The following is a 25439-nucleotide window of genomic DNA, read 5'->3' as shown; positions in this document are numbered from 1 at the left end:
CAAAGTCTATTGTAAGGGGGTCATGTGTCTACTATACTGAGCGAAGCTTAAGGCCAGATGAAAAACACAAAAAGGTTTAATGAAAATGCCAGAATACACTCAGGAAAAAGAAAGACCCTGCCGAGGCACGGCGGGGTCTTCCACAAATGGTTCCACTGGGGGGTGGAGAACTTCACTATACTCCCCGAACCTTAAAAAAACATAAAACGGGGCTGAAGGTTTCCTTAAATTTACGTACATCAGATTCCTGTCTCAAGCCACTGGAATCTGATGTACGATCTGATCCAGGGTGACCTCCTGCAGCACATTCTCCATCGCCTTCTGAGCAAGAGAGAACACTGGAACAATAGCCCCTGCAATGTTCTTGCCTACGGGACACTCCGGGTTCGGATGCTCATGGACAGAGAACAGGGAGTCCTCTTCCACGGCATTCACCGCCTTATAAATCTGCAGCAGCGTAATATCAGCTGCACTGCGGGCAAGCTTCGCTCCGGCCACACCGGGACGAACCTCCACAAGTCCTGCCTTATTCAGCATACCCGTAAGGCGGCGAATCACTACGGGGTTCGTATTCACGCTGCCGGCAATCCACTCGGAGGTGCTTTTGCCGTCTTTGTTGCTGTCAATTAAGGTTAGAATATGAATAGCAACCGCAAACCGCGTGCTAATGTTCATAACAATCACTCCTTCACACTAGCCGGAATGCTTCCGCCAGATGCAACTATAATAGTTACATTTAGAGCAATTGTCAATCCCGTTGGGAGTTTGCAGTCAACAGAACACTACTCACTGTCATACGCCTGCAATGCCACCGGCAAGGCCTGAATCACCACATTGCCCACTGCCGGAAGGGGCAGCAGCACTGCGCTGATGATCTCATCACGGGTTGCGCCGAGCGCTTTGGCATGCTTGACATGAAAGGGCAGCCCGCTCTCCAGCCGAACCGCAGCGAGTACGGAGATATAGGCAATCTCCTCGGTTTTGGCATCCAGGCTGCTTGCGGCATCCAGCTTCTTCACGATTTCGCCAAGGGCCTTTTGCTGCTCCGGCGCTTCCTTCATAAATGTCATAAAAGCATGACTGACTTGCGGTACATTGTCCACTTTAATTAACCCTCCGATTCTGGAAACAGATTCTTGCATTCCATATCATAACATCATCTTTAGTATGAGGGTTTCTTGCGTAATGCATACATTACAACTGTTAAATATTCCTATATATAAGATGCACTTAAGGTTCAAACTCTAAGCTGGGTCGTCGCTGCGGTGAACATTTGGACTTCCGGCCGCTGCGTCTTATCTAACTTCACGCACTAGTCAAAATAATCGGCTTGCCCTTGGTGACCACAATCGTATGCTCAAACTGGGCCACGCGGCTGTTGTCAGCCACGCTGAGTGTCCAGCCATCCGGCTGCTGCTCTACAAAATCAGCGCCTGTGGACAGAAACGGCTCGATGGTAATGACCTGTCCTTCTTTCAGCACCGTCGTTACACGCGGATTATAGAAGGGCAGGATCTCAAACGGCTTCTCATGCAACGCTTTGCCGATGCCGTGGCTGCACAGGTTACGCACGACTTTATAGCCGCGCTTCCGTGCTTCCGACTCCATAACCCGGCCGATCTCGTTCACCTTCATGCCCGCCCGGAGATGATTAATCACACTCATCATGGTCTCTTCCGTACTCCGGCAGAGGTGGACCAGCTTCTCATTATAAGGCGGCAGTTGAAAGGATACCCCGGCATCGCCAAAATAACCGTTCAGCTCGGCGGAGACATCGATATTGATCAGATCTCCGGCCTGAATTACACGTTGTCCCGGAATTCCATGGGCTACCTCTTCATTGACACTGATACAGGTCGTTCCGGGGAAGTTGTAGGTTACCTTTGGAGCAGATTTGGCGCCAAAACGGCTCAGAATCTTCGCCCCCACTTCATCCAGCTCCGCAGTCGTCATTCCGGGAACTACACTTTTCTTCATCTCGGCGATGGTGTGGCCTACCACTGCACCCGCTGCTTTCAGTCCTTGCATATCCTGGAGCGTCTCGCTCGTCATCCCTGCTCACATTCCTCTCGTTATCAAAGCTTCACCTTGAGTATGTATCCTACAAGTATAACAGCCTTGTTACGCAGAGTGAAATGAACGTACCTCTTAGCTTATTGCACCTACAGCCTTCATCCAGGCCTCGGCGATTAAGGCATGTCCGGCAGGCGAAGGGTGCACGCCATCCCCCGCCCAGAAGGCAGGTTCAGCCTTAACGGATGCTGCTGCGAACAGGCCGTCCAGCGGCACCAGCACAGCGCCGTATTCACGGGCCAGCTCACGGACCACGTGGATTTTGGGGTCCAGATCCTGACGCCAGCCCTTGCGGTCTTCCGGCACCGGCAATACGAACGGCTCCACCAGCACCAGCTTGGCATCCAGATGCTCCCTGGTCCGTTCAATCAGATCACGGTAGGACGACTCGAATTCAGCCGCAGTAGTCTCCTGCCCGGAATCATACCACCGCCAGGTATCATTTATGCCTATATAGATAGACACCCAGGTTGGCTTCAGCGCAAGACAATCCCTTTCCCAGCGCTCCTGCAGATCGACCGCCCGGTTGCCGCTGATTCCGCGGTTCAGGAACGTAAGATTCTTCTCCGCATACTGAAGGCCAAGACGGGCGCCCGCCATCAGCGCGTAACCTACACCAAGCGATGAAGCATCGGCGTAATTGCGTCCACAATCCGTGATACTATCCCCCTGAAACAGGATGATATCGTTCTTTTCAAATGGCATGCCTGAAATCCTCCTATGAAAACATCTGTAGTATGTAAACATGATCATTATAGCAAATCAGCTTTCCTGCGGACACGTTTTCATTGAAAATTATTCCTTCTATTTAATAGAAATCCCCCTTAGGTTGCCACATGGCAGCCCCAGGGGGATCTTAGGATAAATGATTAATAGGCCAGACTGAACAAGCCATGGATATGAGTCAGGTAACGGATGTTGCTGGCTTCCTTCATCAGCGTGGCCGGCAGACCCTTCAGCGGAGTGGAGTTACCGCCGACAATGGCTACCCCGTCTTTGCGTCCGAGGCTGGCGAGTGTGCCGGAATTGACCGGGCTGAAGGACTCCTGCGGTTTATCATTAAGATATGCGAACAGATTGTAGCCAATCAGCTCACCCATCTGCCAGGCGATCTGTGCCGTTGGCGGATAAGGACGGCCATCCGGTGCAAAGACAACAGCGCTGTCTCCGGCTACAAATACATTAGGATGTGAAGTGGACTGCAGGAACTCATTCACCGTGGCCCGGCCACGGTTGACTTCAAGACCGGATTCGCCAACCAGCGGATTGCCCTGTACCCCGCCGGTCCAGACGAAGGTGTTCGCCACAATCTGCTGCCCATCCTTCAAATCAATCATATTGTCGGATACCTTCGTAACCGGAAGACCCGTCAGGAACTGCACCCCGCGCTTCTCCAGGCTGGCTGTAGCGCGCTCAATCAGATGATCCGGCAGGACGGGGAGAATCTTCGGACCCGCTTCAACGAGCAGAAGCTTGATTTCAGCAGGATTCACTCCATATTGCTTCGTCAGCTTAGGCAGAATATCGGAAATTTCGCCTACAAGCTCTACGCCAGTCAGCCCGCCGCCGCCGATCAAAATCGTAGCATCTGCTGCGTTGCGGGTTTTGGAATAGTCACGAATCCGGTCTTCAATATGACGGCGAATCCGCAGCGCATCTGCTGCTGATTTCAGCACCATGCTGTATTCTTCAAGTCCCGGAATACCAAAATATGCGGTGGTGCTGCCCAGACCGACAACGAGAGCATCATAGGTCAGCATGACGCCGTCCGAGAGAATAACCTGCTTGTTCTCCGGGGAGAACGAATTGACCTTGGCGATTTTCAGATCAATATCCTTACCGGCGAACAGCTTCGCCAGCGGCATGGCAACCGCCTGTTCAGACGCACTGCCCGCTGCAAGCCGGTGCAATTCCGTAATAATCTGATGTGTCGGATACTGATTGACCACCGTTATTTTGGCTTCCGCTTTGCTCATATATTTACGAACGGTTAAGGCACTAAGCAGGCCGCCGTAGCCTGCACCTAGAATCACTATATGTTTTGACATGATAATTCCTCCATCATTAAGTATTACGGGCTTATTTGCCCGATTGACGTTCACCGCTGACCTGCAGATAGGCATTCATGAACCGGAGAGCCTTCTGTACCTGCGGGTCCTTGATCATCTTCATCATGCCGAACAGGCTGACTGTTTCGCTGCTTGCTTCCGCGCGGTCTTTCGCTTCAATGACTGTAGCCGCCAGATTCTTGGCAGTGCCCACCACAGGACCCGCCATTTCCTTAATCGCACCGACTGTATCATTCTTAAGTACTTCATCCGTGGCAACCGACTGCACAAAATCTAGTGATTTGGACAATACACTAACCATTTGTGTGATCTGCGGCAGCTGCTCGACCAGTACCATCAGAGATTGCTGAACCTCCGGCTTCAAGAGCTCTTTCAGCACATCCTCTTTGGGAAGAGCTGCTTCTGGTATTTCTTGTTCAGGAAGATTTTGGGTAACGGTTTGTGACATATCGAAGTCTCCTTTTACAAATCGTATTCTTACTTAATGACATCCAGGTGAAACTATGTGACTATTATAACACTCTATTTGTTATTATTGTCACAATCTTTTTGCCTTTGCAACCTATTTTTGTGATTATTATCACTTCCTCATCGGTTTTGTTGAAGTCAGCCGTTTAATCAGGTTAAATTTACAAATTATTATGTTTTTAATCATTGACGTATACAGATGGTCGTGATATCTTAAGCGAGTAACTAAATGTAAGTTTATTAATTAATATCAGCAATTGATTATTACTAAGCAGCATACATATTAGATGGAGGTAAAGACTTATGAGTACTTTTTCCGAATTGGTGCAGGCCCGCAGATCGGCTAATAATTTCGTGGAAGGTGTTACCATCCCGCAGAGTGAGCTCGAAGAGATGTTCTCCCTCGCCCGTCTGGCTCCCTCGGCTTATAATCTTCAGCACACCCACTACAAGGTGATCAGCGATGACAGCGTGAAGGAAGCCATCCGCAAGGACGCGTATGGCCAATACAAGATCCACACTGCTTCTGCTGTTATTGTGGTGCTGGGTGACAAGAATGCCTACCTGCAGGCTCCAGAAATCTATAGCGGGCTTAAGCTGCTGGGAGCGATGAGCGAGGATGCATACGAGCAAACCATTCAATCCATCAACGATGCTTATACCGGGAACGATGCATTCCAGCGGGATGAAGCCATCCGCAACGCTTCTCTGTCGGCGATGCAGTTCATGCTGATTGCCAAGGATAAGGGCTGGGATACCTGCCCGATGATCGGCTTCGATCCGGAGGCTGTGAAGGCTACTCTCGGTCTCGGCGACCATATGGTTCCGGTAATGCTGATTACGATCGGCAAGGATAACCAGCACAAGATCAGACCGCGCGGCTACCGCAAGCCGGTTAATGAATTTGTTGAATTTATCTAATATGGAGTAAGGATGTACGTGTTCACTTGGGTGGACGCTCCGCGAACGGACCGTTGTTCCAATCGCTGTGCTCTCCAGATTTTTTTCATTCCCTATACGGTGAAAATCCGGAGACCAAGGCGACCGCTGCCGCTTTTCCACAATCAGTCCGTTCTCTCCACTGTTTAAGCGGGAAGCATATAAATTTCAATATTTAAAAAAGGGTCTTCCGGCTAATACACCGAAAGACCCTTCTTCATATCATTCTGCCGTATTCTTCCTCCCAAGCTCACCGGGCATACTGCAAAATCGCCACAGCCGCACGCTCCTGCCGCTCCACATCTGTGCTGTGCAGGGCCGCCTTCAGAACAGCCAGCGCGTGCGCTACTGTAGCTTCATCCACCTGAACGGAACAGGCCCCGGCGTTACTCCCGCCATCCCCTGCCTGATTCCCAAGCCACAGATCCATTCGGGCTGCGGGCAGCACTCCTGAATAGGCAGTTATTCTGCTCTCAGAAGCAAGCAGCTCTGTTACAGCCGGATTAACCGCTGCGAGGGGCAGACTCTTCAGCCAGGTGACACCGCGCCGGTGGGCTGTACTATCCTCTGGGCCGCTGTGCCGGGTATCATAGAAGTAATCGCCAAGATCCCCGAGATATACCCACTCTTCATCGGCGATCAGCACGTAATCCCCATCCTGCATCGCATTGACGAAGATGTCTAAGGTATGTGTTGCCCCCTCCAGTTCCCTCCCGCGATAGCCGGCGGCAGCTAACTTGCTGCTGATCTCTTCTCTGCTATGCTTCTCCAGATCACCCGTACCGGGATAACCTGCACATATATAATTATCCTCCAAAAAGGACTTCAGCAGCCCGCTGCCGAGTTCCTCAAGCTTCACCCCATACAAGCTCATTTCCGTATCCTTTCCCTCCAGGCAAAGCTGCCGGAGTCTGCGCAGCATTGAAACCATCCTTTTCATTATACAGCAAAGGCAGTGGGATTTGAATTCGGCAGATTCTAAGGAAAACGCAGAATAATAGCGCTTACAATACCTTTTTCCAAGTTGGGAGTACAAATTAAAAAATTTCAGCTTTTTACTATTCCCCGCACGGACGGTATAATTCAGGTATCAGCTCAAGGAAACAGACACTGCAGGAAGAACATAAGCCAGGGCAGAATCTCTGGCAGCTAATCTTAAGCAGCGCTCCTCCTTGTGACTGAGACTATATCTTTGATCCTGGCATTCCCGCCTGAAGTGAGTCCCTGCACGAAACGGTATGAGCTTCTTAAAGCTCACAGGCTTCACAATCCCATCCTATCGTGGTAAGCGGATCAGTTGAGAGCAGTTTGAATGTGCAGGATAGGCAAATATACTGCCACCTCGGACCATTTCTACCCGGCTGAGTACAAAGGATAGGATAAGGAGTCTGAGACTAACATGGGTATAGTGGTAACAATATAAACCTCTATTGTTGATGTACTGATCAACGATAGAGGTTTATATGTGTCTGCACGGTCTTACCGCCGCTCTAGGTTAACGCAGGCCTTCCGCCACTTTTAGCAGCATCTCTCTGGTGACTTCAGGCGATCCGGTCCCTACCTCATGCATTATATTTCTCTCCTCGTTCTCCCGCACCTCAATCCAGCGGATGTAAGCATAATAGCCATTGCTGTTATACTCATAGGCCTGGTGATCCTCCACATACAGGGCTTCCTCAGAATTTACCTTCAGATGCTCAACCTTTGTATCCGTCCAAACATCAGATGTTAGCTGTGCCCACGGTGTAAGCGGGGAATAGGTAACGGAGATGAAATCATTCTCGCCCTTAGGACCTTGATATACCAGCTCAGGACTTACCGTCCCAGCCAGCTGGTTGGGTACATTGAAGCTCTTAATCCAGGCATAATGCTCACCGGGCTTCAGCCGTTTGGTTAGAACATTGGTGTATTTTTTAACCCAGGAGTCATCGGTAATGCCCACCGTACTGTCGGATCTTCCTTCGGCAAAATGATATCCTTCCGGCAATCTGCCCGGCACGCTCAGCTTACCAGCGACAGGCTCTATAGCCTTCCTCCAGATCTCGATATCCTTGAATATCTGCGGACGGTTAATCATACGGAGCTCTTTCATTCCGTTTGTCCTGGCAATTAACAGCATAGCCGATTCATTTACGGCCAGCTGAGACTGAATGTCTGCAATCACCCGCCGGGTCTGGCTGGCAAAGGCTGCAGACTCATTAGCGTCCTGTTGAATGTTCACTTCCAGTCCGGTTGCACCATAAGTAACCTTCCACAACCGCTCCGCGCCATAGACCACACCTCCGAAGAGCATCAGTCCGCAGAGTACCAGGGCGATCCTCGCTGTCCCGCGTACACGTACCGGCCGACCGTTATTTCCCCTTTGCTGCGGCTGATGAAATTGCTCAAAGCCCGCCGCTAACCGCTGCTCCAGCGGCTCCGGCATCGTTGTATGTTGTTTATACCTGTTGAACTCCTGCTTCAGTTGACTCTCGACAGACATGTCCATTCCTCCTTCATCTCATCGTCCGCTGTAAATGCCGAATGCTGCCGCAGCTTACGCAGCGCTTTATGATGCCTGGACTTAGCTGTCCCCAGCGGTATGCCCAAGGCTGAGGCAATCTCATCATAGCTGCACTCCCCATAGTAACGCAGGACAATTACGCTGCGGAGCTTAGGCGGCAGTCCGCTGACCAGCTGCATCAGCTCTCCCTGCTGTTCCTGGACCAGAAGCTGCGCGTCCGCCCCCGGATACAGACTCTCAGATGCATGCTCCCGGCTGCGGTTCATGAGCCGCAGCCTGCGCCAGCTTTTGCGGTTCCAGTTGCTGCATTGCCTGACGATCATACCGTTCAGCCAGGCTCCGAAAGGCCGTTTGCCGTCATACTGCGGCAAGCAGCGGAATAGCTCGATGTAGATTTCATTGACTACATCAGCCACATCAGCCTGCCGGTTCACCAGCAGACTGACGGTTCCGTACACCTGCTGCCTAATGGTGTTATGTAGTAAGGTGAAGGCCTCTTTATCTCCTTGTTCCAGCCTTTGCAGACATTCCCCAAGCTCTTCTTCTGTCATCTTCCTCTCCCCTCTCTATCTTGCTTACACTCTATATTGGTCCGCTGGCGGTAGAAGGTTCCCTTGGTATGCAATTTATTACATCCTGACATATCAAAAACCGGCTGCCCATGAATTTCATCATGTGCAACCGGTGATTCTGCTGCTGCCGGAAACTGCCCGGATATGAATTACAGCTTACAAGGGCTCATTGCCCCATACCAGACTGCCGGAGATATAGGCCGGAAGCTTGGCCCAATCCGCAGGAGCTGTGCCTGTAGAATTGAAGGAATAGTCATCGGACTGGTTATAATTGGTCCAGTCTACCTTGGACGCCCGCATCTGGATATCGATACTGGCTCCCGGAGCAAGCGTGCCTGCTGCAGCTGTGAAGCCCAGCTCCAGATAATGATCCGCTCCGCTCAAGGGTGCCGGAAGCTTCACGAACGTCCCTGTCACATTGGCGCTCCCTGCCTGGGACCAGTCACAGAAGAAATTCTGAGCCTGCTCGCCGTCACTGGTGTAATAATATCTGAGCTTCACATCGGCGAGGGATAGCGCAGCCGTCCCGGTATTCACCAGCTTGATCCGCGGGCTGAGGGCATTGACAGCAGCGGCCGTGCTGCTGTTGAACATCTGGACCTTCAGACCGCCATTCACCGGTGCAGTTGTATCGGCTATTGTAACTGTCAGCGTCTTCGAAGCTCCGGCGCTGAATTGGAAGCTCAGCGTGGTTGTCCCCAACGGCTGTGCCGCCAGATAAGCTTTGTGGATCGTCACAGCCGATCCGCTCAACGTATAATCCGTTCCGGCGGTTAACGCCGCCGAACCATTTTTAATAGAGGCTAAAGTATTCCCGTTCAAGGTCATCGCTACTTCGATGTCGCTCTGGTTCCCTGTCTTCTTGTCGAAGCTGGCCGTGACCGGTGTGATGGTTGAATCATTAGCCGTTGTGGTCGTATCCGCCACCGTAACCGTTAAGGTCTTCTCCGCTCCGGCACTGAAATGGAAGCTTAGGGTGGTTGTTCCCACAGCCTGTGCCGCCAGATAAGCCTTATGGATCGTCACTGTGGAACCACTCACCGTATAATCCGTTCCAGCGGATAATACAGAAGCACCATTGGTAATGGAATCCAAGGTATTCCCGTTCAAGGTCATCGTCACTTCGATGTCGTTCTGATTCGCTGTCTTCTTATCGAAGCTGGCCGTGACCGGTGTGATAACGGAGCCTGCTGCCGGAGGATTCACCGGATCAGCATATAAGGTCCCGCGTCCGTTGGTCCCGAGATAGACGCGTCCATATATCCGCGGATCGCCTGTAATCGCCATATTAATTCTGGCATACTGATGATTATCATCATTAATCCGCACCCAGCTGGCTCCGGCGTCATCCGAACGGAAGACTCCTCTAACGCCATCAATCTGGGCTACCGTATAGAGTGCCATGTAATTCTCACCCGGTGCGGCCTTACCGAACCCGATCAGGTCCGCTTCTTCCACATTGCTCAGCTTCGTGAAGCTGGCACCTGAGTTGGTAGAATGCCAGATGCCGTACTTATCCAGCGGGTGTCCTCCGGCAAACCAGATATCGCCTTCCACGCCCGGCATGGCCTTCAGGCTCACTTGCGCCTGGCTCGGTTGCAGCCCGTTTACGTTATTGGCAGGCAAGCCGGTCGCAGCCGTAGCTGTGAAGGTGGCTCCGCTATCTGTACTGACATAGAGCTTGCCCTCATAGAAGCCATAGAATTTATTCGGATTCACCCGGTCGGATGCTATCTTCGCTCCGGCAGGAATTCCGCTGCTCGCCGTCCAGGAGTTGCCGCCTGACTTGGAGTAAAAGACCCCGATATCCAAGGTGCTCCACAGCAGCGCATTCCCACTGGCAGATACAGCAACCTGGCCCTGCCCTACCGTTGTACTGCCTCCTTTGGAGGGTTCTGCATTCGGCATGTACCAGTTCTTGCCGTTGTCATTCGAGATCCCAATCGACTTACCATTCGGATATTTCTCTTTGTCCACACCGCCGACACGGACAACATAGGCCGGGTCCAGCTCCGCATAATCGATACTGTTCGTGCTGGCCCAGGAAGGGCTGGTCTGGAACTTCATCGGTACCGCAGTTACATCCTCATACCGGAAGCCGGACACATCGCCGAGCGCGGTAATCAGGTGGGCACCCGCTGGCGGGCTGATCAGCCCCAGCACTGCGGTCTCTTCTACCCCTTTGGCCATCACGGATATCTTAACCTTGCCGCCGGTGTCCCAGGCTCCCAAGTTATTCGTACCGTAGATCGTAGCGCCGGTGCCATACATCATCCGGTCCGAGTTGAACGGGTCAATCTCAAGATCGCCCATCATCCAGCCCAGCTTAGGCGCAGGATCAAGTGATGTCGATGAGAGTCCATGATCAAGCCAAGGGGCCGCCGTGATGTCCATCTCGAACTTATAGTTGCGCTCCGGATAAAAGCCCCAATCCCAGATCCGGCTCCAGGTCTCCCCGCCGTCCTTGCTGCGGAAGATCACCTCGTCCGGCCACCAGGCATTGAGGCTGGCGACCATAAGCGTATTCGGATGCTGGGCATCCAGCGCAAGCCCCCCGAAGCCGTAGAAGTTGTCGGCTCCTGTAGTCGGGCTGATGTTTTTCCAGACGCCGCTGGTTGTGTTAAATTTCCAGACTTCGCCTTTGCGTCCGTCATACGGCCCGACCCCGTCACTATAGGTAATATACAGTTCGCCGGTTGCCGACAGCTCCCCATGATGCGGAAGCAGGCCTACCGGCTGTCCCGGCAGCGCTGACCAGGTTGCACCTCCATCTGTGCTGCGGAACACACTTTTGGCGGTATCCGCGACTCCGACATAGATCGTCTGGGTAGCTTGTCCGGCAGAGCCCGTGCTTTTATCAAAAGTAATCCAGGACAAGCCCACGATATCACTCTGATACTCATTTCCCGGATCCTGGACGTACGTCCCTACGTTCGTAAAAGAGGTGACCTTGGACCAGGTTACCCCGGAATCCACGCTCTTCCACAGGCCGTTGCCGCTCCGCGCCCCGAAGAACAGGATGCTGTTCTTATTCGGGTCAATGACCAGCCGTTCCCCGGCTGAACGTCCAGGCATATTGCCGCCAACCTTGAACGGTAGCGGCGTAGATTGCCAGGTATCCCCACGGTCGCTGGAACGCATAATTTGACCATTGCCGTCCCAGGAATTCGTGTACGTCCCGGTTGCCATATACACCTTGTCCGGATCAACCGGGTCGGTAGCCAGCGCGTCTACGCCGTTCTTGTTCCAATCTGCCCAGCCGACCGTGTCAGTCAGCGGAATCCAGCTCCCGTCCGCCTCGTTCCAGCGGTAAGCCCCGCCAATATCTGTCCGCGCGTAGATCAGATTCGGTTCACTCTGGTTGAAAATAATCCCCGGCACAAAACCGCCGCCCGCACCAGTAGCGACACTGTTCCAGCTATACTCTTCGCTGGCTGCGGCATGGGTTACTGCGGGAGAAACGTTAAACAAAGAGCCTGACATCGCTGCCAGCAGGACGAGTGTTCCTAGTCTTCGGACACGTTTTCGACTCATGATCCTTACCTCCCCAAGCATTCTTTGGTAACGCTTCCATTATAGAGCAGGTTTCGCCCGTTCCGTGAGAGAAAATGGTTGATTATGCGGGAATTTTGTCAGCAATTAGCGCACCATTTTCACACTTGACGAAATTGGGGATTAGTTGGCTGTAAATGAAAAAACCTCACGATCTGTAATCGCAAGGCAGTTCAGAGCTAGTTCTCCATTGGGGGTGGCAGCACAATCGGCTGATAACCCAGCGCAGCATCAACAATCTCCTCCGGTGTCAGCTCCGGCTCATTCCAGAAGATGAGGTCGCTCACACCGGGATGAGGCACGTTGCTCATAACAGTCTCGAGAGATTGATCCAACTCCGCCTCTGTTCCTTCGGCGTTCACGATCTTGGTTACGAGTTCGATTAGTTGTTGTCGGGATAGGGACATTTTTGGGGGCCTCCTTTTAGGGTGCATTTCAATTAAATAAACACATTTAGCGGCTTAGAATATCCCTAACATATACAGAGCATTCCTGAACTAGAGCATGTAGCATACCTGCTTCTGTACAACGCTTTTCTAACAACGTTCATTATAAGTAATGATACCCGGTGAAAAACCAATGTCATCAAACATAAATGCGCTCCCTTATTGGAAATATTTCTGAAAGATAACTTACTTAGGGTAAGTATTTTCGGGTCTTAGACTCCGTTATCTGCAATTATAATAAAAGGTGCTGGTAATGGGTATAGTGTTAACTCCTCTATACATTCACAGCTGGTGGCTTCATTTACCCTCCAAATAACAATTGGATTTCCAACACTTATTCCCTCTTTCTCCACCACAACACCGACAGCAATTGGATAAACAGCACTTAATTCTGGTCTAATTTGCATATTATCGACTTTCGGCAAAATTAAGCAGCATTTATCCAACTGTTGGCCTGTTTGTTGAGATTTCGGCGATAATAAGTGCTGTTTTTCCACTTAGCCTCATGTTGCTTAACGGATAAGGAGCCGCGGCTTCAGCAGTATAATTTGGCACAATGGATATACCAACCACAAAGAACCCCGCAGCAGATAGAATTCACATCTGCTGCGGGGTTCTCTCTATACAAGTCATTCCAACCTACTCCTGCTTCCCCCGAAGCAAAGCGATCGCTGCCAGCAGGAAGGAGACCAGCGAGATGCCGAGGGTAATGTAAACCATCGGCGAGGTGCCGGTGCCTTCCTTCTCCACAATGGCCTGGTGCTCGTCCATGGTCATGGTGCCGCTGCCGGACATGTCTGCGGCACCGTGGCCGTGGCCGCCGTCGGCGCTGCCGGAGGCTTCAGCGATGGCCGTGATGGAATGCGGGGATTCCGAGCCGGGTTCGCCGGACCATTGCACCAGGCTGCCATCGGCATAATGCTGATAGGCATCCCAGGCAATATCGCCTGCGGAGTCCGGGTTCTTGGCTGTGAAGTAGAAGCGCTGAAACTGTCCGGCCTGGATGCCGCCGTCCTTCGCAATCCAGCTCACTTTATTCCCTTCAACCGTTACCTCCCAGCCGGGAGTGGCTTCGTATTGCTTGAATTCCGCGCCTGCCGGCATCCGCAGATCCACCTGCACGGTGGCGCTTTCTTTTTCAGACGGCACTTTCAGCGTATACGTCTCCCAGGCCCCCGTACTGGACTGGGCTGGACTTACGGTTACGTGAGCACTCGCCACGGCTGCGAACAATAGTAATGCTGCGGCTGCCGGTGCGGCCAATGCGGCTATTTTACGAAACAATCTATTCAAATGAATCTCTCCTTGTCTCTTGTTATAATCTATCTCTTCCCCGGAAAATCCCGCTCCCGCGAAGCCAGCCCCTGCTCCAGAGCATATCTGGTAAGCTGTGTGCGGTTCTGAAGCTGAAGCTTCTGCAGGATATTCTTCAGGTGATTCTTGACCGTATGCTCGGAGATCCCGAGGGTGGCGGCAATCTCCTTATTGGTGGACCCGGAGGATACACAGCCCAGTATCTCCTTCTCCCGCGCCGTTAATGCCTCCCGCTCCTCCTTGACGGAGGTGACCGCGAACTCCTTCAGAATCTGGAACGCCAGCTCCCGGCTCAGTGGCACCTCCTCGCTTACAATCGCCAGCAGGTATTCGATCCAGGTGGACGGGGCCAGATTCTTCAGGAGATACCCCTGCGCCCCCTGCTTAAGCGCTTCGAACAGATAAGAGATCTCATCCGACACGGTGACGATGACAATCCGGACATACGGATATTCCAGCTTGATGCGCCGCGTGGTCTCCAGACCATCCATTCCCGGCATTTCGATATCGATCAGAATGAGATCCGGCATCCATTGCCCGGTCCAGACAATCGCCTCCGCTCCGCTGGCCACGGCACCGATTACTTCAAACCGTTCATCCAGCCCCACAATCTCGGTCATTGCCTCACGGGCATGTGCATGGTCATCGACGATCAGCACCCGGCAGCGTTCCATCCTGCACCTCCCCCTTCGTAATTTCTACAGTGGTTCCGCCTGCCCCCGATTGTACATCCAATCTCCAGCCCATACTGCGGGACCGTTCCCTCATAATCTGTAGGCCATAGCTGCCGCTCACCGCAAAAGGATCATCATGCTCAATCCCCGCACCGTCATCTGCAACAGTTACACGCCAGCCTTGTTCATTCCCATGACCCGAGACGGACACCCTGCCGGCACGTGTGTGCTTACGCACATTGATAATCGCTTCACGAATGCAGGACAACAGCTCTGCCTGTTCCGCTGGCGTCAGCAACTGTTCCTCCAGATACCAATCGAGAGATACCTCGATCATGACTTCTCCGGCTATGGCCGCCAGCTGCTCATGGATAGAACGCTCCAGCGAGAAGCTCTCCGCGCCGCTCACCGGCACCTTCAGATTGGCAATAGCCTGACGTGCATAACGGTTAACCTCGTGAACAGTCTTCTTGATCTGATCCACACTGTCCGCGCTGATACCGCCGTCCTTGCGGCTATGCTCCAGCCGGTCGATCCGCACGGAGAGCAGGAACAGGGACTGGGCCATTCCGTCATGCAGCTCTTTGGCCAACGCCTCCCGTGCTTCCATCGCTCCGGTGGCCGCCCGCTCCTGCTCCAGCTCCCGCTGATTGCGCTCCATGAGGCGAAAGAGCGGCAGCAGCAGAATAATACTGCACAGAAATACCAATACAGGTGTTAAGAAGTTCCCCGTGTCCATAGAGATGTACGGCATCAGGAACTGGTGTCTCACCCATTCCCAGATACCGACCATAACCGTTGGAATCAGCAGGATAAGCACTTTAATTCGGGTATACGTCACGGTTCCCTCCCCAATTTCTGTTCGTTATTTTACCATTTCCGGGTGACCGGCGGCATGACTCTTTAGGGCTATGCCCGTCCGCATTATGTTACAGAATTAAGTATTTAAAAGTTAAATCATTTCCTTCATAGCTCCCATCGTCCTATCATAACAGTTAGCGAAACAATATCCGATAGGTTACACTAGGAATAACATTCAATCAAGTATACATTGATGCTGACACTACAGGAGAGATAATCATATGAAACGGATTACGATTCTAATCGCCGACGATGATCCCGAGATTGCCGATCTGATCGGACTGCATTTGGACAAAGAAGGCTACCACCCCATAAAGGTTACAAACGGCCCGGCAGCGGTGCAGGTCATCCAGTCCAGGCATATCGACCTGGCGATTCTGGATATTATGATGCCCGGGCTGGACGGGTATGAGGTGACCCGGCAGATCCGGGAGCAGCACGGGCTGCCGATTATTTTTGTGAGCGCAAAGACTTCGGATCTGGATAAAATCACCGGTCTTGTCATCGGCGCCGACGATTATATGACCAAGCCCTTCAATCCCATGGAGCTGGTCGCAAGAGTGAACGCGCAGCTTAGACGTTCTATGAAGCTGAACCAGCCGGTTACCGAGCAGAAGGCCGTGGTGGAAGCCGGGGGGCTGATCGTCGATCCGGACCGCCGTTCCGTGACCTTATACGGACATCCCGTGGAACTGACGCCGAAGGAATTCGATATCCTGTATTTGCTTGCCAGCTATCCTAAGAAAGTATTCAGCGCCGAGCATCTTTTTCAGCAGATCTGGGGTGAGGCTTATTATGAAGGCGGGAACACCGTGATGGTCCATATCCGCACCCTGCGCAAAAAGCTGGGTGATGACCAGAATAAAAATACATGGATCAAAACGATCTGGGGAGTAGGGTACACGTTCAATGGCTAAACTTGTCCGCAGCTTCCGCTTCAAAATGATATCGCTGCTGGTACTCAGCATGATTTGCTCCGGTGCTATTACCTTTGTACTCTACAAAAGCCTGCAAATGTATTATACCTCTCAGGTGAAGTATGAAGACAAGCTGACCCGCTTTCGTTACCTGATTGCCGATTTCGGCGACCTGAATTTCTTCCTGATCTTCTTCATCCCGCTGGCGCTGCTGTTCTTCTTCCTGTTCACCAAGCCGTATGCCCGCTATTTCAAAGAAATCTCGCACCATATCCGCCTGCTGGCTAACGGGGATTTCAAAAGCCGGATTCAAATCCATTCTAACGATGAATTCGAGGATATTGCCGCTGATCTGAATCAGGCCAAGGATAAGCTGGAGGAAGCGGTGGAGCGCGGGGACTTTGCGGAGAATAGCAAGGACAAGCTGGTACTGAATCTGGCTCATGACCTGCGGACTCCGCTGACCTCTGTACTCGGCTACCTGGATCTGGTACTGAAGGACGGGGAGTTAACCGCCGAGCAAGTGAAACATTACACCACGATTGCCTACACCAAATCACAGCGGCTGGAAAAGCTGATCGATGAGCTGTTCGAGATTACCCGGATGAACTACGGCATGCTTACCGTGGAGCAGCGCCCCCTGGATCTGAGCGAGCTGCTGGTCCAGCTGAACGAGGAATTGTATCCTCTGCTGGAGAATAACGGATTGACAGCCCGCATGGAGATCACTCCGCAGCTCAAAATTACCGGGGACGGGGAACTGCTGGCCCGGGTGTTCGAGAACCTGCTGACCAATGCGGTGCGTTACGGCAAAGACGGCCGTTATGTCGATGTCCGCTGCTACCCGGAGGGTGAGACGATCGTTGTCCAGGTCATGAATTACGGAGATAGGATTCCGGCGGAGGACCTGCCTTTTCTGTTCGATATGTTCTATACAGGTGACCGGGCACGGACCCATCAGGAAGGCAGTACCGGGCTGGGATTGTTCATTGCCAAAAATATCGTCGAGCAGCATCAGGGGACGATCTCCGTACAGAGTGACACGATCCGCACGCTCTTCGAGGTCCGTCTGCCGGGTGTGATCCAATAGTCTGCTCCTTCTATAGCCGCAGTGTTGCCGTCCTTTTGAAGGACGGTTTTTCATTTGGCATCTCAACCGCGCGTTTTAAGAAAAACTTTATCTTTCCCCCACTTCTATTTAAACACACTCCTCTATGCTTAAGTCATTGAAACAAGGAGGACGAGAACATGAAGAAATGGTTAGTAATCATCGTAATTGCCGGACTGCTCGGAATGAAATGGATGGATAGGGAGCAGGAGTCCGCAAAGAATGAACTGAATATAGAGACGGTACAGACGAGTGCAGATAAAGGCTCCAAGAATCTGACGGTTATTCCCAAAGAGCAAATCTACCAAGGGAACCTGCTGCTGGTCAACAAGGATTACCCCGTTCATGATACGGGAGTCAGCCAGGACATCATCCGTCTGCTCGATCATGAGGAGCTGACCTCCGGATACCTGCTGCTGGATCACAAAACGATGCTATCCAGGCAAGTCGCGGAGAAATTCACAGAGATGGTACAGGCCGCATCCATGGAGGACATCAACAGCTTCCTGATCAGCAGCGGATATAGGGACAATGACAAGCAGCAGCAGCTATACGATGAAAAAGGGGCCGATTACGCCCTGCCACCCGGCTACAGCGAGCATAATCTGGGCTTGTCGCTGGATATCGGCTCCTCGCAGATGTCCATGAGCCGTGCCCCCGAAGGGCAATGGCTGCGGGACAACGCATGGGACTACGGCTTCATTCTGCGCTATCCTGAGGATAAAACAGATATCACTGGCATCAAGTATGAACCATGGCATTTTCGGTATGTAGGGCTTCCACACAGTGTGATTATGCGCGACAAGAACTTCACGCTGGAAGAATATCTGGAATTCCTTAAGGAGCAGCAATCGATCACCACTACAGTGAACGGTACTAAGTATCAGATTTCTTATGTAGAAGTGCAGGGGAACACCCCTGTCCCGGTCCCCGCCGGCAAGCATGTTGAACTCTCCGGAGACAATATAGGCGGTGTGATTATGACGGTCTATCCTTAATGACTAAGCCATATATTATTACAATCTACAGAAAGCGGTGATGCAGAAATGAATCAGGCACACAAGCAGACAAAATACGGGTTGCAGATGCTATTTACCATTTACGTGTATATTCTGTTTAAAATCATTTTATTCAAATTCGGTTCAATTGATCTTAGCTTCCTTTGGCAGCAGCTCCAGCACAGCCCGGGCCATATTGCGGCCAGTCTGCAACGCGGAAATCTGATCCCGCTGGCCACCTTGGCTAACACCTATCACCATATCAGCACTAGCACCGTCGTTAATTTCTTGGGAAATATCGCCTTGTTTATCCCTTATGGCATCTTCCTGGTGCTGCTCAACCCGAATGGAAGAGGCAGCGGCTCCTTCAAGGGTGTAATCCTGTGGTCCTTCGCCTTAAGCGCAGTATTGGAATGCTCGCAAGCCGTCTTCTATATTGGAACCTTCGATGTGGATGATCTTCTTCTGAACACCTTCGGCGGGATGTTGGGATATCTGCTGATTCGCCCCATCATGATGATGTATATGACAGGCAGACAAGGCTCCTCCGTCACCCAGAAGTGACGGGGAGCCTTGCTTTCCGTTCGCCCTGCTCACAAGGGAGAGATATAGCGTCCATATTCAATTGCAAGCTCCGTGAAGCCATTGCCTTCCTGCTTCAGGAAAAAGCTGTTCACACCCTCCGCTCCCCACCAGTTGAGCCCAAGCAGCAATCCGTCTGCCGTATGTGCCGCGAACAGCACGGAGAACATCTGCGGAATCACCTCACCGCCGTCATCGACACGCCAGACTGAATATTCATTATCCGTAATCTCAGCAGGATAGTCCTTGAAGCTGAGCTTCCCGTCTTCCTCCAACACCAGGCTAAACAGCATCTCCTTATCCTGTCTTACGAACTGCACCAGATAGAGCCCTCTGTCCGGGCCCAGCCCGGCCAGCTTCCAGGCGGACTGGATCTTCCGCCCTTTGGCGGCTGCAATACTCTTCCGCAGCGGATCGCCGGCTGCAAGCTGCGGGCTTGCCGGATCGGCAGGCTGAACCTCCAGCAAGGCCGCCTGCGGGAAGACCGCAGAATCAACCAGAACATAGGTCTCATCCCGCATCGCTGCGTCACCCTCTACCTTGAACAGATAACCGGACATATTCGGAATATTATTCGCCAGCTCCCGTCCGTTGTTGTTATCGTTGCCCGGCTGCCACTTCTCCAGCTTCACAGCCAGCACCTGCCCCCCGTTCCCAATGGCAGTGTTCAGGGACTTCAACTGCTCCCCGCTTCCCTCCTCTTCCCTGGTGACCATAATATGACTCCCGGTCTCACTCGCGAATCCGAAGACCGGCTGCAGCTTGGCAGGGTCAAGTAAGGCAGCCGGGGCTGGAGAGGCCGTAGCTGACGCTGATGCAGCCGGGACCGCACTTGCCGGGCTATCCGTCTGCTGAGCGGCTGGCGATGGACTGCCGGTAGACGGCCCGGCCGAAGCTGCTGCACTGCTGGCAGCGTCATTGCTATTCGTCCGGGCACACCCGGTCAGGCTAAAGACTATGGCTGCTGTAAGAATAAGACTTCCGGCCGCTCTTCCCCCGTGCCTGAAGCTGTGCTTCGCTTGATTCATAGCGGGCCTCCAGTATAATTTAGTCGAAAATCCCCATGCTGAGGTAACGTTCCCCGGTATCTGGTGCGATACATAACACCCGCTTGCCCCGTCCCAAGCGCCGTGCCTCCTGCAAGGCCGTCCAGACTGCGGCTCCGCCGGAAGGTCCGAGCAGAATCCCCTCGGTACGGGCCAGTTCTCTTACCATCTCCAAGGCATCCTCATCGGATACCTGCACGATCTCATCGTAGATGCCGGTATTCAGAATTGCCGGCACGAAGCCCGGGCTGGTCCCCACCAGCTTGTGCGGCCCCGGCTGGCCGCCGGACAGCACAGGCGAACCCTGCGGCTCCACGACAACCACGCGCAGCTCCGGCAGTCGCGCGCGCAAAGCCTCTCCGGTTCCGGTAATAGTGCCGCCTGTCCCGGAAGTGGCAACGAAGACATCCAGCCGCCCCTCCATCTGCTCCAGAATTTCCGGCGCGGTAGTGGTGCGGTGAATGTCCGGGTTCGCCGGATTCTCGAACTGCTGCGGGATGAAGCTGCCGGGGATCTCCCGTCCCAGCTCCACCGCCTTGGCAATCGCGCCGGGCATCCGCTCCGCCGCCGGAGTCAGCACGACTTCCGCCCCGTAGGCCTTCAGGATATTGATCCGTTCCTTCGTCATATTATCCGGCATGATCAAGATGGCCTTATACCCCTTCGCTGCCGCGTTCATCGCCAGTCCAATTCCGGTATTGCCGCTGGTCGGCTCAATAATCGTCCCGCCCGGCTGCAGCCGTCCGTCCAGCTCCGCCTGCCGGATCAGATTATAGGCTGCCCGGTCCTTGACGCTGCCGCTGGGATTGAACATCTCCAGCTTCACATACAGCTCCGCATCCTCCGGTCCGGTTACCCGTCTCAAGCGTACAACCGGCGTGCCGCCAATCAGCTCCGTAATATTATTGACTACCCGCTTCGTCATTGGTGTGCCTCCTTAGTTTCGGTCCTTATCTTATGCACGATATAACACCCATTGTATAGTTACGGGATAGCATTTGTCGATTTTAAGGAATTGCAGCCACGATCGGTCCTGTGACTTGCAGTGTTGTACATTGTGCAGGATTTCCAGCCGCAGAGTAGCTCTGGTCCCCGATTGTTGCACATTTTGCAGGAATAATCAGCAGATTGGGAAGTCTGAGTCCACATTGTTGTAATTTGTGCAGGATTTCCTTTTTGGAGGCTATATAGAGACTGATTTGTTGTAAAAGATGCAGGATTTCCTATGGCCAGGCGGGATCTGAAAGGTAACATACGTGTACGAGTAGTCATGGGTATGATGTAAACCCAAGGACCTACGGCCGATTCAACAAAAAAACCGCTCCCGGACAAACGGGTTGCGGTTTTTTTGTGCGCTGCATCACAGAAAGCGTTGCTTCGTTCCTCTACGGATTCACCGTTATCGTGAACGTGGACGTTGTGTTTTTAATCGGCGTTACCGTGTTCAGGATCTTGAGGTTGTTGAAGACTACGCTGCCCACTGCCGGTCCCTGGCCGGGCTCCGGCAATTCATTAGCCCAGATACCGACACCGGATTTGGCGTCGAAGGCGTCGCCGCTCTTTACGGCACCGGAGATCGTAATGTTGGTGAAGATCGTGTCTGTGACAGGGAACTGCGGCGCAGAGCCGGAATAGTTCGTCTGGAACATGATTCCGTGATAGGTCGGGTCGATGATGTCCACATCGCTGACCCGGATGCCCTGGAACACCTTGGAGGCGGAGAATACCCAGATGGCCGGGAAGGTCTGTGCGCCCCAGAAATGTCCGCCTGACCGGACGACGGAGATATTCTGGAAGTTCGTCGTCGGTGACGCCCCGAAGCCGTTCATCGGATAGCCGAAGTCCAGCGAGCTGATTGTAATCCCGGAGTAGCAGAGAGTATCCGCAATATAGATGTTGCGGAAGGTATTCGCATACCCGCCGTAGACGGCAAGACCGGCTGCCCGCCAGGTCAGGATGGACGTCAGATTCTCATAGACATTGTCCTTCATGTCGGAGCCGCCGGAATCGATCGCCGAGAACAAGGCGAAGCTGTCATCTCCGGTTGCCCGCGCCTCGATGTTAGACACGAGATTGTTCGTGCTGCCGTTGGTCATATTGATGCCGTCGGCAAAGGTATTGCGGATGCGCGAGTTTTTAATGACCATATAATCGGTATTCGCGCCCCAGTACATACATACCTGATGCTCCGTCCAGATATTATCAATTGTCATGTTGGCTACATTGGCGAAATCGAATACCTTGCCGGGACCGTCAATCCGTGAAGTATAGTTGCCGAAGTAGGCAAACCCCGAGAAGGTCGAGCCATTCGCTGAATCTGTCGCCCGGAAGCCGATGTCTGTATTCGACTGGTTGAGCGGAGCATAGAACCGGGTATACCAGGGGCCGGCTCCGACGATCTTCACCGCCTTGCCGTAGACCTGGAACTTGTTCGAGGTCTCATAGGTTCCGGCAGGAAGATAGACGCCAACCAGCTTGCCCGTTGTATCCATGCGGACCTTATCCAGTGCATTCTGCACATCCTGGTGCGTGAAGCCCAGAGGAACCGTGTACTTGGCCGGGTCCGGATTGGCTATCGGCGAGACCTGCTCCAGGCTGATGAAGTCAATGGCATATTGCGAAGTATTGGCTGCATCCTTCTGCAGCCGGATCGTGCTGCCTGCCGGAATCGTGCTGTCGAACATGATATTCGCTTCGTCATAGATGTGGCGCGGGGAGCCGGCACTCGGCGAATTGCCGGGACTGGCCTCCGAGCCATACAGCCAGGCGTATTTGGAGGTCAAGGTAATGGCCTTGTTGAACACACCATTGACGTAGATGTTGAGTGTAGCTGTGGTGCCGTCACCGCCCGGAGCATCGGGAATGGAGAAGCGGGTGACCAGGGTATTGGTGCTGGCTTTGGTCGTGAATTCCACATAGCTGCCTGTTGTATTGAGGGTGACCGCTCTTCTGCCGGAAGCTTCACCGGCCAGATCGCCAATATTGCGGTTCGGGGTCAGCTTGACAGCTCCGCCGCCGATCATTCCATCTTCTGCCTCATACATGTCGTAAGGCATATTGGCCCCGCGTCCGATGTAGAGCGACTGGTTCTGAATGTTGTTGGCCCGCTTGACCGCCAGTTCGTTGGCATCCACGGCAATTTCTGTTTTGACATTATACTTTCCGTTCACCGCCGTCCAGGTCCCAAGAGACACAGGAGCCGTAGTACTTCCGGCAGCAATGACACCGTTATAAGAGCCGGTCAACGTTCTGAGGACCGCACCGGAGGTGGCATCCGTTAAGGTCAGCGTGATGTTATGCGCGCCGCTGGCTGAGGCCGCCGTTCCCTGATTCTTAATGGCCACCGAGAAGCTGACCGTGTTGCCTGCTGCCGGGTTGCCGGGAGACCAGCTGACCGGAGAAGCAATCAGATCCGAGCTGGATACCGGATTCACAGTAAGGCCCGTAGGATGGGCATAGCTGTTATTTCCCTCATTCAGCTCAATGACATTGTTGTTCTCATCTACCTTAGCGCTTACCGTATAGGTTCCGGCATCCTTGGCTCCGAGGCTGAAGGATACATTCGCGGAAGCTCCGGCGGCGAGCGCACCCACCGGGGCTGTCCCGGCAAGGGTGGTGCCGGCATAGAAGCTGACTGTGGTTGCGGCCGAAGCCGCTGAGCCGATATTCTTGACGGTGGCACTCAGCGTGAGAGAATCGGTCTCTACCGGAGCCGACGGACTCCATGACATTCCGGTTACCGTCAGATCAGGATTCGCCGCCGGTGTGCCGATAATCTGAAGCTCGGCTACCTGTCCGGCGCCTGAACCGGAATTCGCCGTGATTCTCAGTTGCAGCTCACTGATTATAGCGGTCACCGGAATGGTCACTGAATTGCCGCTGGCCGGATTAAACGTATACTCCGCCGCAGGCACCAGACTGGTGAACGTTCCTGTGGACTGGTTATGTCCCAGCACCTGGATCGTCTGGGTACGGGTTGACCAGGCGGCTGCCGGATTGAGCTTCACGACCACCGAGGTGACATTGGCATTCGCGCCGAGGCTGACGGTCAGCGTATTCGGGTAGCTGCCGCCCGCTCCTTCCCAGTAGGTAGTGACTTCTCCATCATTGGCATTGGAGGGGACGAAGGTGAAGACGGAAGAAGAAGCATTGATTGCCTTGCCGACCGCCAGATTCGAGCCGGGACCCGTGCTCGGGGTGGCCGTTGGCGTGATCGTCGGAGCCGGAGTCGCCGTTGGGGCTACAGTAGGTGTAGCCGTCGGTGCAACGGTCGGCGCGATCGTTGGAGCTACGGTTGGCGTAGCCGTTGGGGCTGCGGTCGGCACAGCCGTCGGAGCTGGCGTTGCCGTTGCCGTCGGCGCCGGGGAAGCGCTCAGCACAAGCTGATCCAGATTCACATTGCCGGAATCGGACGCATCATACTTGTAGGCAATGGTGTTGGTTCCGGCGTTCAAGGCAAGAATCTCTGCCTGGGTCGACCAGGTATCCCAGTTCGGGAGATTGGCAAGCGAGGTCTGCTTGACCTTCGTCCCGTTCACATAGATACTGAGGGTCTTGGTACTGCCGGACGCATTGGCATACCGCAGGGCTGCGCTGTAATTCCCTGCCGCCGGAGCCGTTACCGAGAAGGTTGTGGCTGCCCCCTGAGCCAGGTAGCCATCTACGAAGGCAGCACCGGTATAGCCGCTGTGATCGGTATTTGTCTTGGCTCCGCCGGATAAGGCGGCGGCCTCCGCTTCATAGGTTCCGGGTGGAGAGGCCGTGGTGCCGTGCACCTCAAGCTCAGATAGCTGTGCTGCAGGCCAGCCGGTGTTGGCCGTGAAGTTGATTTTGATATACCGGGCGGTTGCTGCAGTGAAGCTGATGGTGACGGAGTTCGCACTGCCCGGATTGAAGGCATACCCCGCAGACGCCGCCAGATTGCTGTAAGACGTATCATCCGTACTGCCTTGCACAGACAGCGTCTGTGTTCTGGCTTCCCAGCCCGCAGGCAGCTTCAGTACAACCTGATTCACACTGCTGCTGGCACCCAGATCCACCTTGATCCATTGCGGAAAAGCATTGTTGGCACTCTCCCAGTACGTACCCTGGTTACCGTCATTAGCATTCGCTGCTACATACACATCACCGACTGAGCTTGCGCTGATCGTCTTGCCCTGAGCCAGATTGCCTGCCGCCGCCCCCACTGCCGGAAATAACGCGAGCTGTCCCACACATAACACAAGCATCAGACCGTACATCAGGAACGTCCTTGCTACCGAAGACCTGGTTCTGCTGATCATTTGACAACCACCTCCCATAAATTATGGTGCCACCT

At 53.4% G+C, this 25439-nt stretch carries 23 protein-coding genes; 5 read left to right on the top strand and 18 right to left on the bottom strand.

The features are described 5' to 3' along the window. Window positions 1-252 precede the first annotated feature (252 nt). The 6 genes from MKX51_RS11915 to MKX51_RS11890 form a co-directional block, all read right to left on the bottom strand. Complete coding sequence (locus MKX51_RS11915) at window positions 253-675, bottom strand: Rrf2 family transcriptional regulator (RefSeq protein WP_036695058.1); 423 nt, start codon at window positions 673-675, stop codon at window positions 253-255. Between the two features lie 107 nt (window positions 676-782). Continuing rightward, window positions 783-1142, bottom strand: coding sequence for a carboxymuconolactone decarboxylase family protein (locus MKX51_RS11910; protein WP_051478342.1), 360 nt, complete (start codon window positions 1140-1142; stop codon window positions 783-785). Window positions 1143-1305: 163 nt separating this feature from the next. Further along, window positions 1306-2052, bottom strand: coding sequence for a type I methionyl aminopeptidase (gene map / locus MKX51_RS11905; protein WP_340941423.1), 747 nt, complete (start codon window positions 2050-2052; stop codon window positions 1306-1308). Window positions 2053-2148: 96 nt separating this feature from the next. After that, window positions 2149-2778, bottom strand: a complete 630-nt coding sequence (locus MKX51_RS11900; protein WP_340992505.1) for an SGNH/GDSL hydrolase family protein — start codon at window positions 2776-2778, stop codon at window positions 2149-2151. A 164-nt stretch (window positions 2779-2942) separates the two neighbouring features. Further along, entirely contained in the window at window positions 2943-4121 is a 1179-nt protein-coding gene (locus MKX51_RS11895; protein ID WP_340992504.1) for an NAD(P)/FAD-dependent oxidoreductase, read from the bottom strand. 31 nt (window positions 4122-4152) lie between these two features. After that, complete coding sequence (locus tag MKX51_RS11890) at window positions 4153-4590, bottom strand: DUF1641 domain-containing protein (protein ID WP_340941428.1); 438 nt, start codon at window positions 4588-4590, stop codon at window positions 4153-4155. A gap of 323 nt (window positions 4591-4913) precedes the next feature. Here MKX51_RS11890 and MKX51_RS11885 point away from each other — a divergent pair, with 323 nt between their 5' ends. Next, window positions 4914-5531, top strand: a complete 618-nt coding sequence (locus MKX51_RS11885) for a nitroreductase family protein (RefSeq protein ID WP_340992503.1) — start codon at window positions 4914-4916, stop codon at window positions 5529-5531. A 268-nt stretch (window positions 5532-5799) separates the two neighbouring features. Here the strand turns inward: MKX51_RS11885 and MKX51_RS11880 are convergent, their stop codons facing one another. From MKX51_RS11880 to MKX51_RS11840, 9 genes are all read right to left on the bottom strand, one after another. Further along, a complete protein-coding gene (locus MKX51_RS11880; protein ID WP_340992502.1) occupies window positions 5800-6471 on the bottom strand; it encodes a hypothetical protein in 672 nt (223 codons plus the stop codon). A gap of 573 nt (window positions 6472-7044) precedes the next feature. Further along, the gene (locus MKX51_RS11875) at window positions 7045-8031 is read right to left on the bottom strand and encodes a hypothetical protein (RefSeq protein WP_340992501.1); all 987 of its coding nucleotides are present in this window, start codon (window positions 8029-8031) and stop codon (window positions 7045-7047) included. Beyond that, the gene (locus MKX51_RS11870; protein WP_340941434.1) at window positions 8010-8603 is read right to left on the bottom strand and encodes a sigma-70 family RNA polymerase sigma factor; all 594 of its coding nucleotides are present in this window, start codon (window positions 8601-8603) and stop codon (window positions 8010-8012) included. The genes MKX51_RS11875 and MKX51_RS11870 overlap by 22 nt, the downstream gene beginning before the upstream one ends. A gap of 177 nt (window positions 8604-8780) precedes the next feature. Beyond that, window positions 8781-12158: a X2-like carbohydrate binding domain-containing protein gene (locus MKX51_RS11865; RefSeq protein WP_340992500.1), complete on the bottom strand. Its 3378-nt coding sequence runs from the start codon at window positions 12156-12158 to the stop codon at window positions 8781-8783. 197 nt (window positions 12159-12355) lie between these two features. Beyond that, window positions 12356-12583, bottom strand: coding sequence for a hypothetical protein (locus MKX51_RS11860; protein ID WP_340992499.1), 228 nt, complete (start codon window positions 12581-12583; stop codon window positions 12356-12358). Window positions 12584-12834: 251 nt separating this feature from the next. Then, window positions 12835-13119, bottom strand: coding sequence for a hypothetical protein (locus MKX51_RS11855; protein WP_340992498.1), 285 nt, complete (start codon window positions 13117-13119; stop codon window positions 12835-12837). A 142-nt stretch (window positions 13120-13261) separates the two neighbouring features. Continuing rightward, the gene (locus MKX51_RS11850) at window positions 13262-13915 is read right to left on the bottom strand and encodes a DUF1775 domain-containing protein (protein WP_340992497.1); all 654 of its coding nucleotides are present in this window, start codon (window positions 13913-13915) and stop codon (window positions 13262-13264) included. 29 nt (window positions 13916-13944) lie between these two features. Continuing rightward, the gene (locus MKX51_RS11845; protein ID WP_209877779.1) at window positions 13945-14610 is read right to left on the bottom strand and encodes a response regulator; all 666 of its coding nucleotides are present in this window, start codon (window positions 14608-14610) and stop codon (window positions 13945-13947) included. Continuing rightward, window positions 14579-15451 carry a sensor histidine kinase gene (locus tag MKX51_RS11840; protein ID WP_340992496.1) on the bottom strand — a complete coding sequence of 291 codons (873 nt, stop codon included), beginning with the start codon at window positions 15449-15451 and terminating at the stop codon, window positions 14579-14581. Before MKX51_RS11840 ends, MKX51_RS11845 begins: the two co-directional genes overlap by 32 nt. Window positions 15452-15692: 241 nt before the next feature. On the opposite strand from MKX51_RS11840, the gene MKX51_RS11835 reads away from it, so the two are divergent. From MKX51_RS11835 to MKX51_RS11820, 4 genes are all read left to right on the top strand, one after another. After that, window positions 15693-16388: a response regulator transcription factor gene (locus MKX51_RS11835; protein ID WP_340992495.1), complete on the top strand. Its 696-nt coding sequence runs from the start codon at window positions 15693-15695 to the stop codon at window positions 16386-16388. After that, on the top strand, window positions 16381-17478 hold the full coding sequence (locus MKX51_RS11830; RefSeq protein ID WP_340992494.1) for a sensor histidine kinase: 1098 nt from the start codon (window positions 16381-16383) through the stop codon (window positions 17476-17478). Before MKX51_RS11835 ends, MKX51_RS11830 begins: the two co-directional genes overlap by 8 nt. Window positions 17479-17636: 158 nt before the next feature. Next, complete coding sequence (locus MKX51_RS11825; RefSeq protein WP_340992493.1) at window positions 17637-18494, top strand: M15 family metallopeptidase; 858 nt, start codon at window positions 17637-17639, stop codon at window positions 18492-18494. A gap of 48 nt (window positions 18495-18542) precedes the next feature. After that, window positions 18543-19058, top strand: coding sequence for a VanZ family protein (locus MKX51_RS11820; protein ID WP_340992492.1), 516 nt, complete (start codon window positions 18543-18545; stop codon window positions 19056-19058). A gap of 29 nt (window positions 19059-19087) precedes the next feature. Here MKX51_RS11820 and MKX51_RS11815 read toward each other — a convergent pair whose 3' ends face one another. From MKX51_RS11815 to MKX51_RS11805, 3 genes are all read right to left on the bottom strand, one after another. Then, complete coding sequence (locus MKX51_RS11815; RefSeq protein WP_340992491.1) at window positions 19088-20104, bottom strand: hypothetical protein; 1017 nt, start codon at window positions 20102-20104, stop codon at window positions 19088-19090. A 19-nt stretch (window positions 20105-20123) separates the two neighbouring features. Next, window positions 20124-21047 (bottom strand): cysteine synthase A, encoded by a 924-nt coding sequence (gene cysK, locus MKX51_RS11810; protein WP_340992490.1) that lies wholly within the window; start codon window positions 21045-21047, stop codon window positions 20124-20126. 460 nt (window positions 21048-21507) lie between these two features. Next, on the bottom strand, window positions 21508-25404 hold the full coding sequence (locus tag MKX51_RS11805) for a galactose-binding domain-containing protein (protein WP_340992489.1): 3897 nt from the start codon (window positions 25402-25404) through the stop codon (window positions 21508-21510). Window positions 25405-25439: the final 35 nt, after the last annotated feature.

This window comes from Paenibacillus sp. FSL M7-0420 (assembly GCF_038002345.1).
Classification (GTDB): domain Bacteria; phylum Bacillota; class Bacilli; order Paenibacillales; family Paenibacillaceae; genus Paenibacillus_AQ.
This window is presented reverse-complemented; position numbering and strand designations above follow the sequence as displayed.

Excerpts from the sequence above, each read along its gene's own strand:
- MKX51_RS11915 (WP_036695058.1), bottom strand. The coding sequence starts at position 675 with ATGAACATTAGCACGCGGTTTGCGGTTGCTATTCATATTCTAACCTTA.
- MKX51_RS11910 (WP_051478342.1), bottom strand. The coding sequence starts at position 1,142 with ATGCAAGAATCTGTTTCCAGAATCGGAGGGTTAATTAAAGTGGACAAT.
- map (WP_340941423.1), bottom strand. The coding sequence starts at position 2,052 with ATGACGAGCGAGACGCTCCAGGATATGCAAGGACTGAAAGCAGCGGGT.
- MKX51_RS11900 (WP_340992505.1), bottom strand. The coding sequence starts at position 2,778 with ATGCCATTTGAAAAGAACGATATCATCCTGTTTCAGGGGGATAGTATC.
- MKX51_RS11895 (WP_340992504.1), bottom strand. The coding sequence starts at position 4,121 with ATGTCAAAACATATAGTGATTCTAGGTGCAGGCTACGGCGGCCTGCTT.
- MKX51_RS11890 (WP_340941428.1), bottom strand. The coding sequence starts at position 4,590 with ATGTCACAAACCGTTACCCAAAATCTTCCTGAACAAGAAATACCAGAA.
- MKX51_RS11885 (WP_340992503.1), top strand. The coding sequence starts at position 4,914 with ATGAGTACTTTTTCCGAATTGGTGCAGGCCCGCAGATCGGCTAATAAT.
- MKX51_RS11880 (WP_340992502.1), bottom strand. The coding sequence starts at position 6,471 with ATGCTGCGCAGACTCCGGCAGCTTTGCCTGGAGGGAAAGGATACGGAA.
- MKX51_RS11875 (WP_340992501.1), bottom strand. The coding sequence starts at position 8,031 with ATGTCTGTCGAGAGTCAACTGAAGCAGGAGTTCAACAGGTATAAACAA.
- MKX51_RS11870 (WP_340941434.1), bottom strand. The coding sequence starts at position 8,603 with ATGACAGAAGAAGAGCTTGGGGAATGTCTGCAAAGGCTGGAACAAGGA.
- MKX51_RS11865 (WP_340992500.1), bottom strand. The coding sequence starts at position 12,158 with ATGAGTCGAAAACGTGTCCGAAGACTAGGAACACTCGTCCTGCTGGCA.
- MKX51_RS11860 (WP_340992499.1), bottom strand. The coding sequence starts at position 12,583 with ATGTCCCTATCCCGACAACAACTAATCGAACTCGTAACCAAGATCGTG.
- MKX51_RS11845 (WP_209877779.1), bottom strand. The coding sequence starts at position 14,610 with ATGGAACGCTGCCGGGTGCTGATCGTCGATGACCATGCACATGCCCGT.
- MKX51_RS11835 (WP_340992495.1), top strand. The coding sequence starts at position 15,693 with ATGAAACGGATTACGATTCTAATCGCCGACGATGATCCCGAGATTGCC.
- MKX51_RS11830 (WP_340992494.1), top strand. The coding sequence starts at position 16,381 with ATGGCTAAACTTGTCCGCAGCTTCCGCTTCAAAATGATATCGCTGCTG.
- MKX51_RS11825 (WP_340992493.1), top strand. The coding sequence starts at position 17,637 with ATGAAGAAATGGTTAGTAATCATCGTAATTGCCGGACTGCTCGGAATG.
- MKX51_RS11820 (WP_340992492.1), top strand. The coding sequence starts at position 18,543 with ATGAATCAGGCACACAAGCAGACAAAATACGGGTTGCAGATGCTATTT.
- MKX51_RS11815 (WP_340992491.1), bottom strand. The coding sequence starts at position 20,104 with ATGAATCAAGCGAAGCACAGCTTCAGGCACGGGGGAAGAGCGGCCGGA.
- cysK (WP_340992490.1), bottom strand. The coding sequence starts at position 21,047 with ATGACGAAGCGGGTAGTCAATAATATTACGGAGCTGATTGGCGGCACG.
- MKX51_RS11805 (WP_340992489.1), bottom strand. The coding sequence starts at position 25,404 with ATGATCAGCAGAACCAGGTCTTCGGTAGCAAGGACGTTCCTGATGTAC.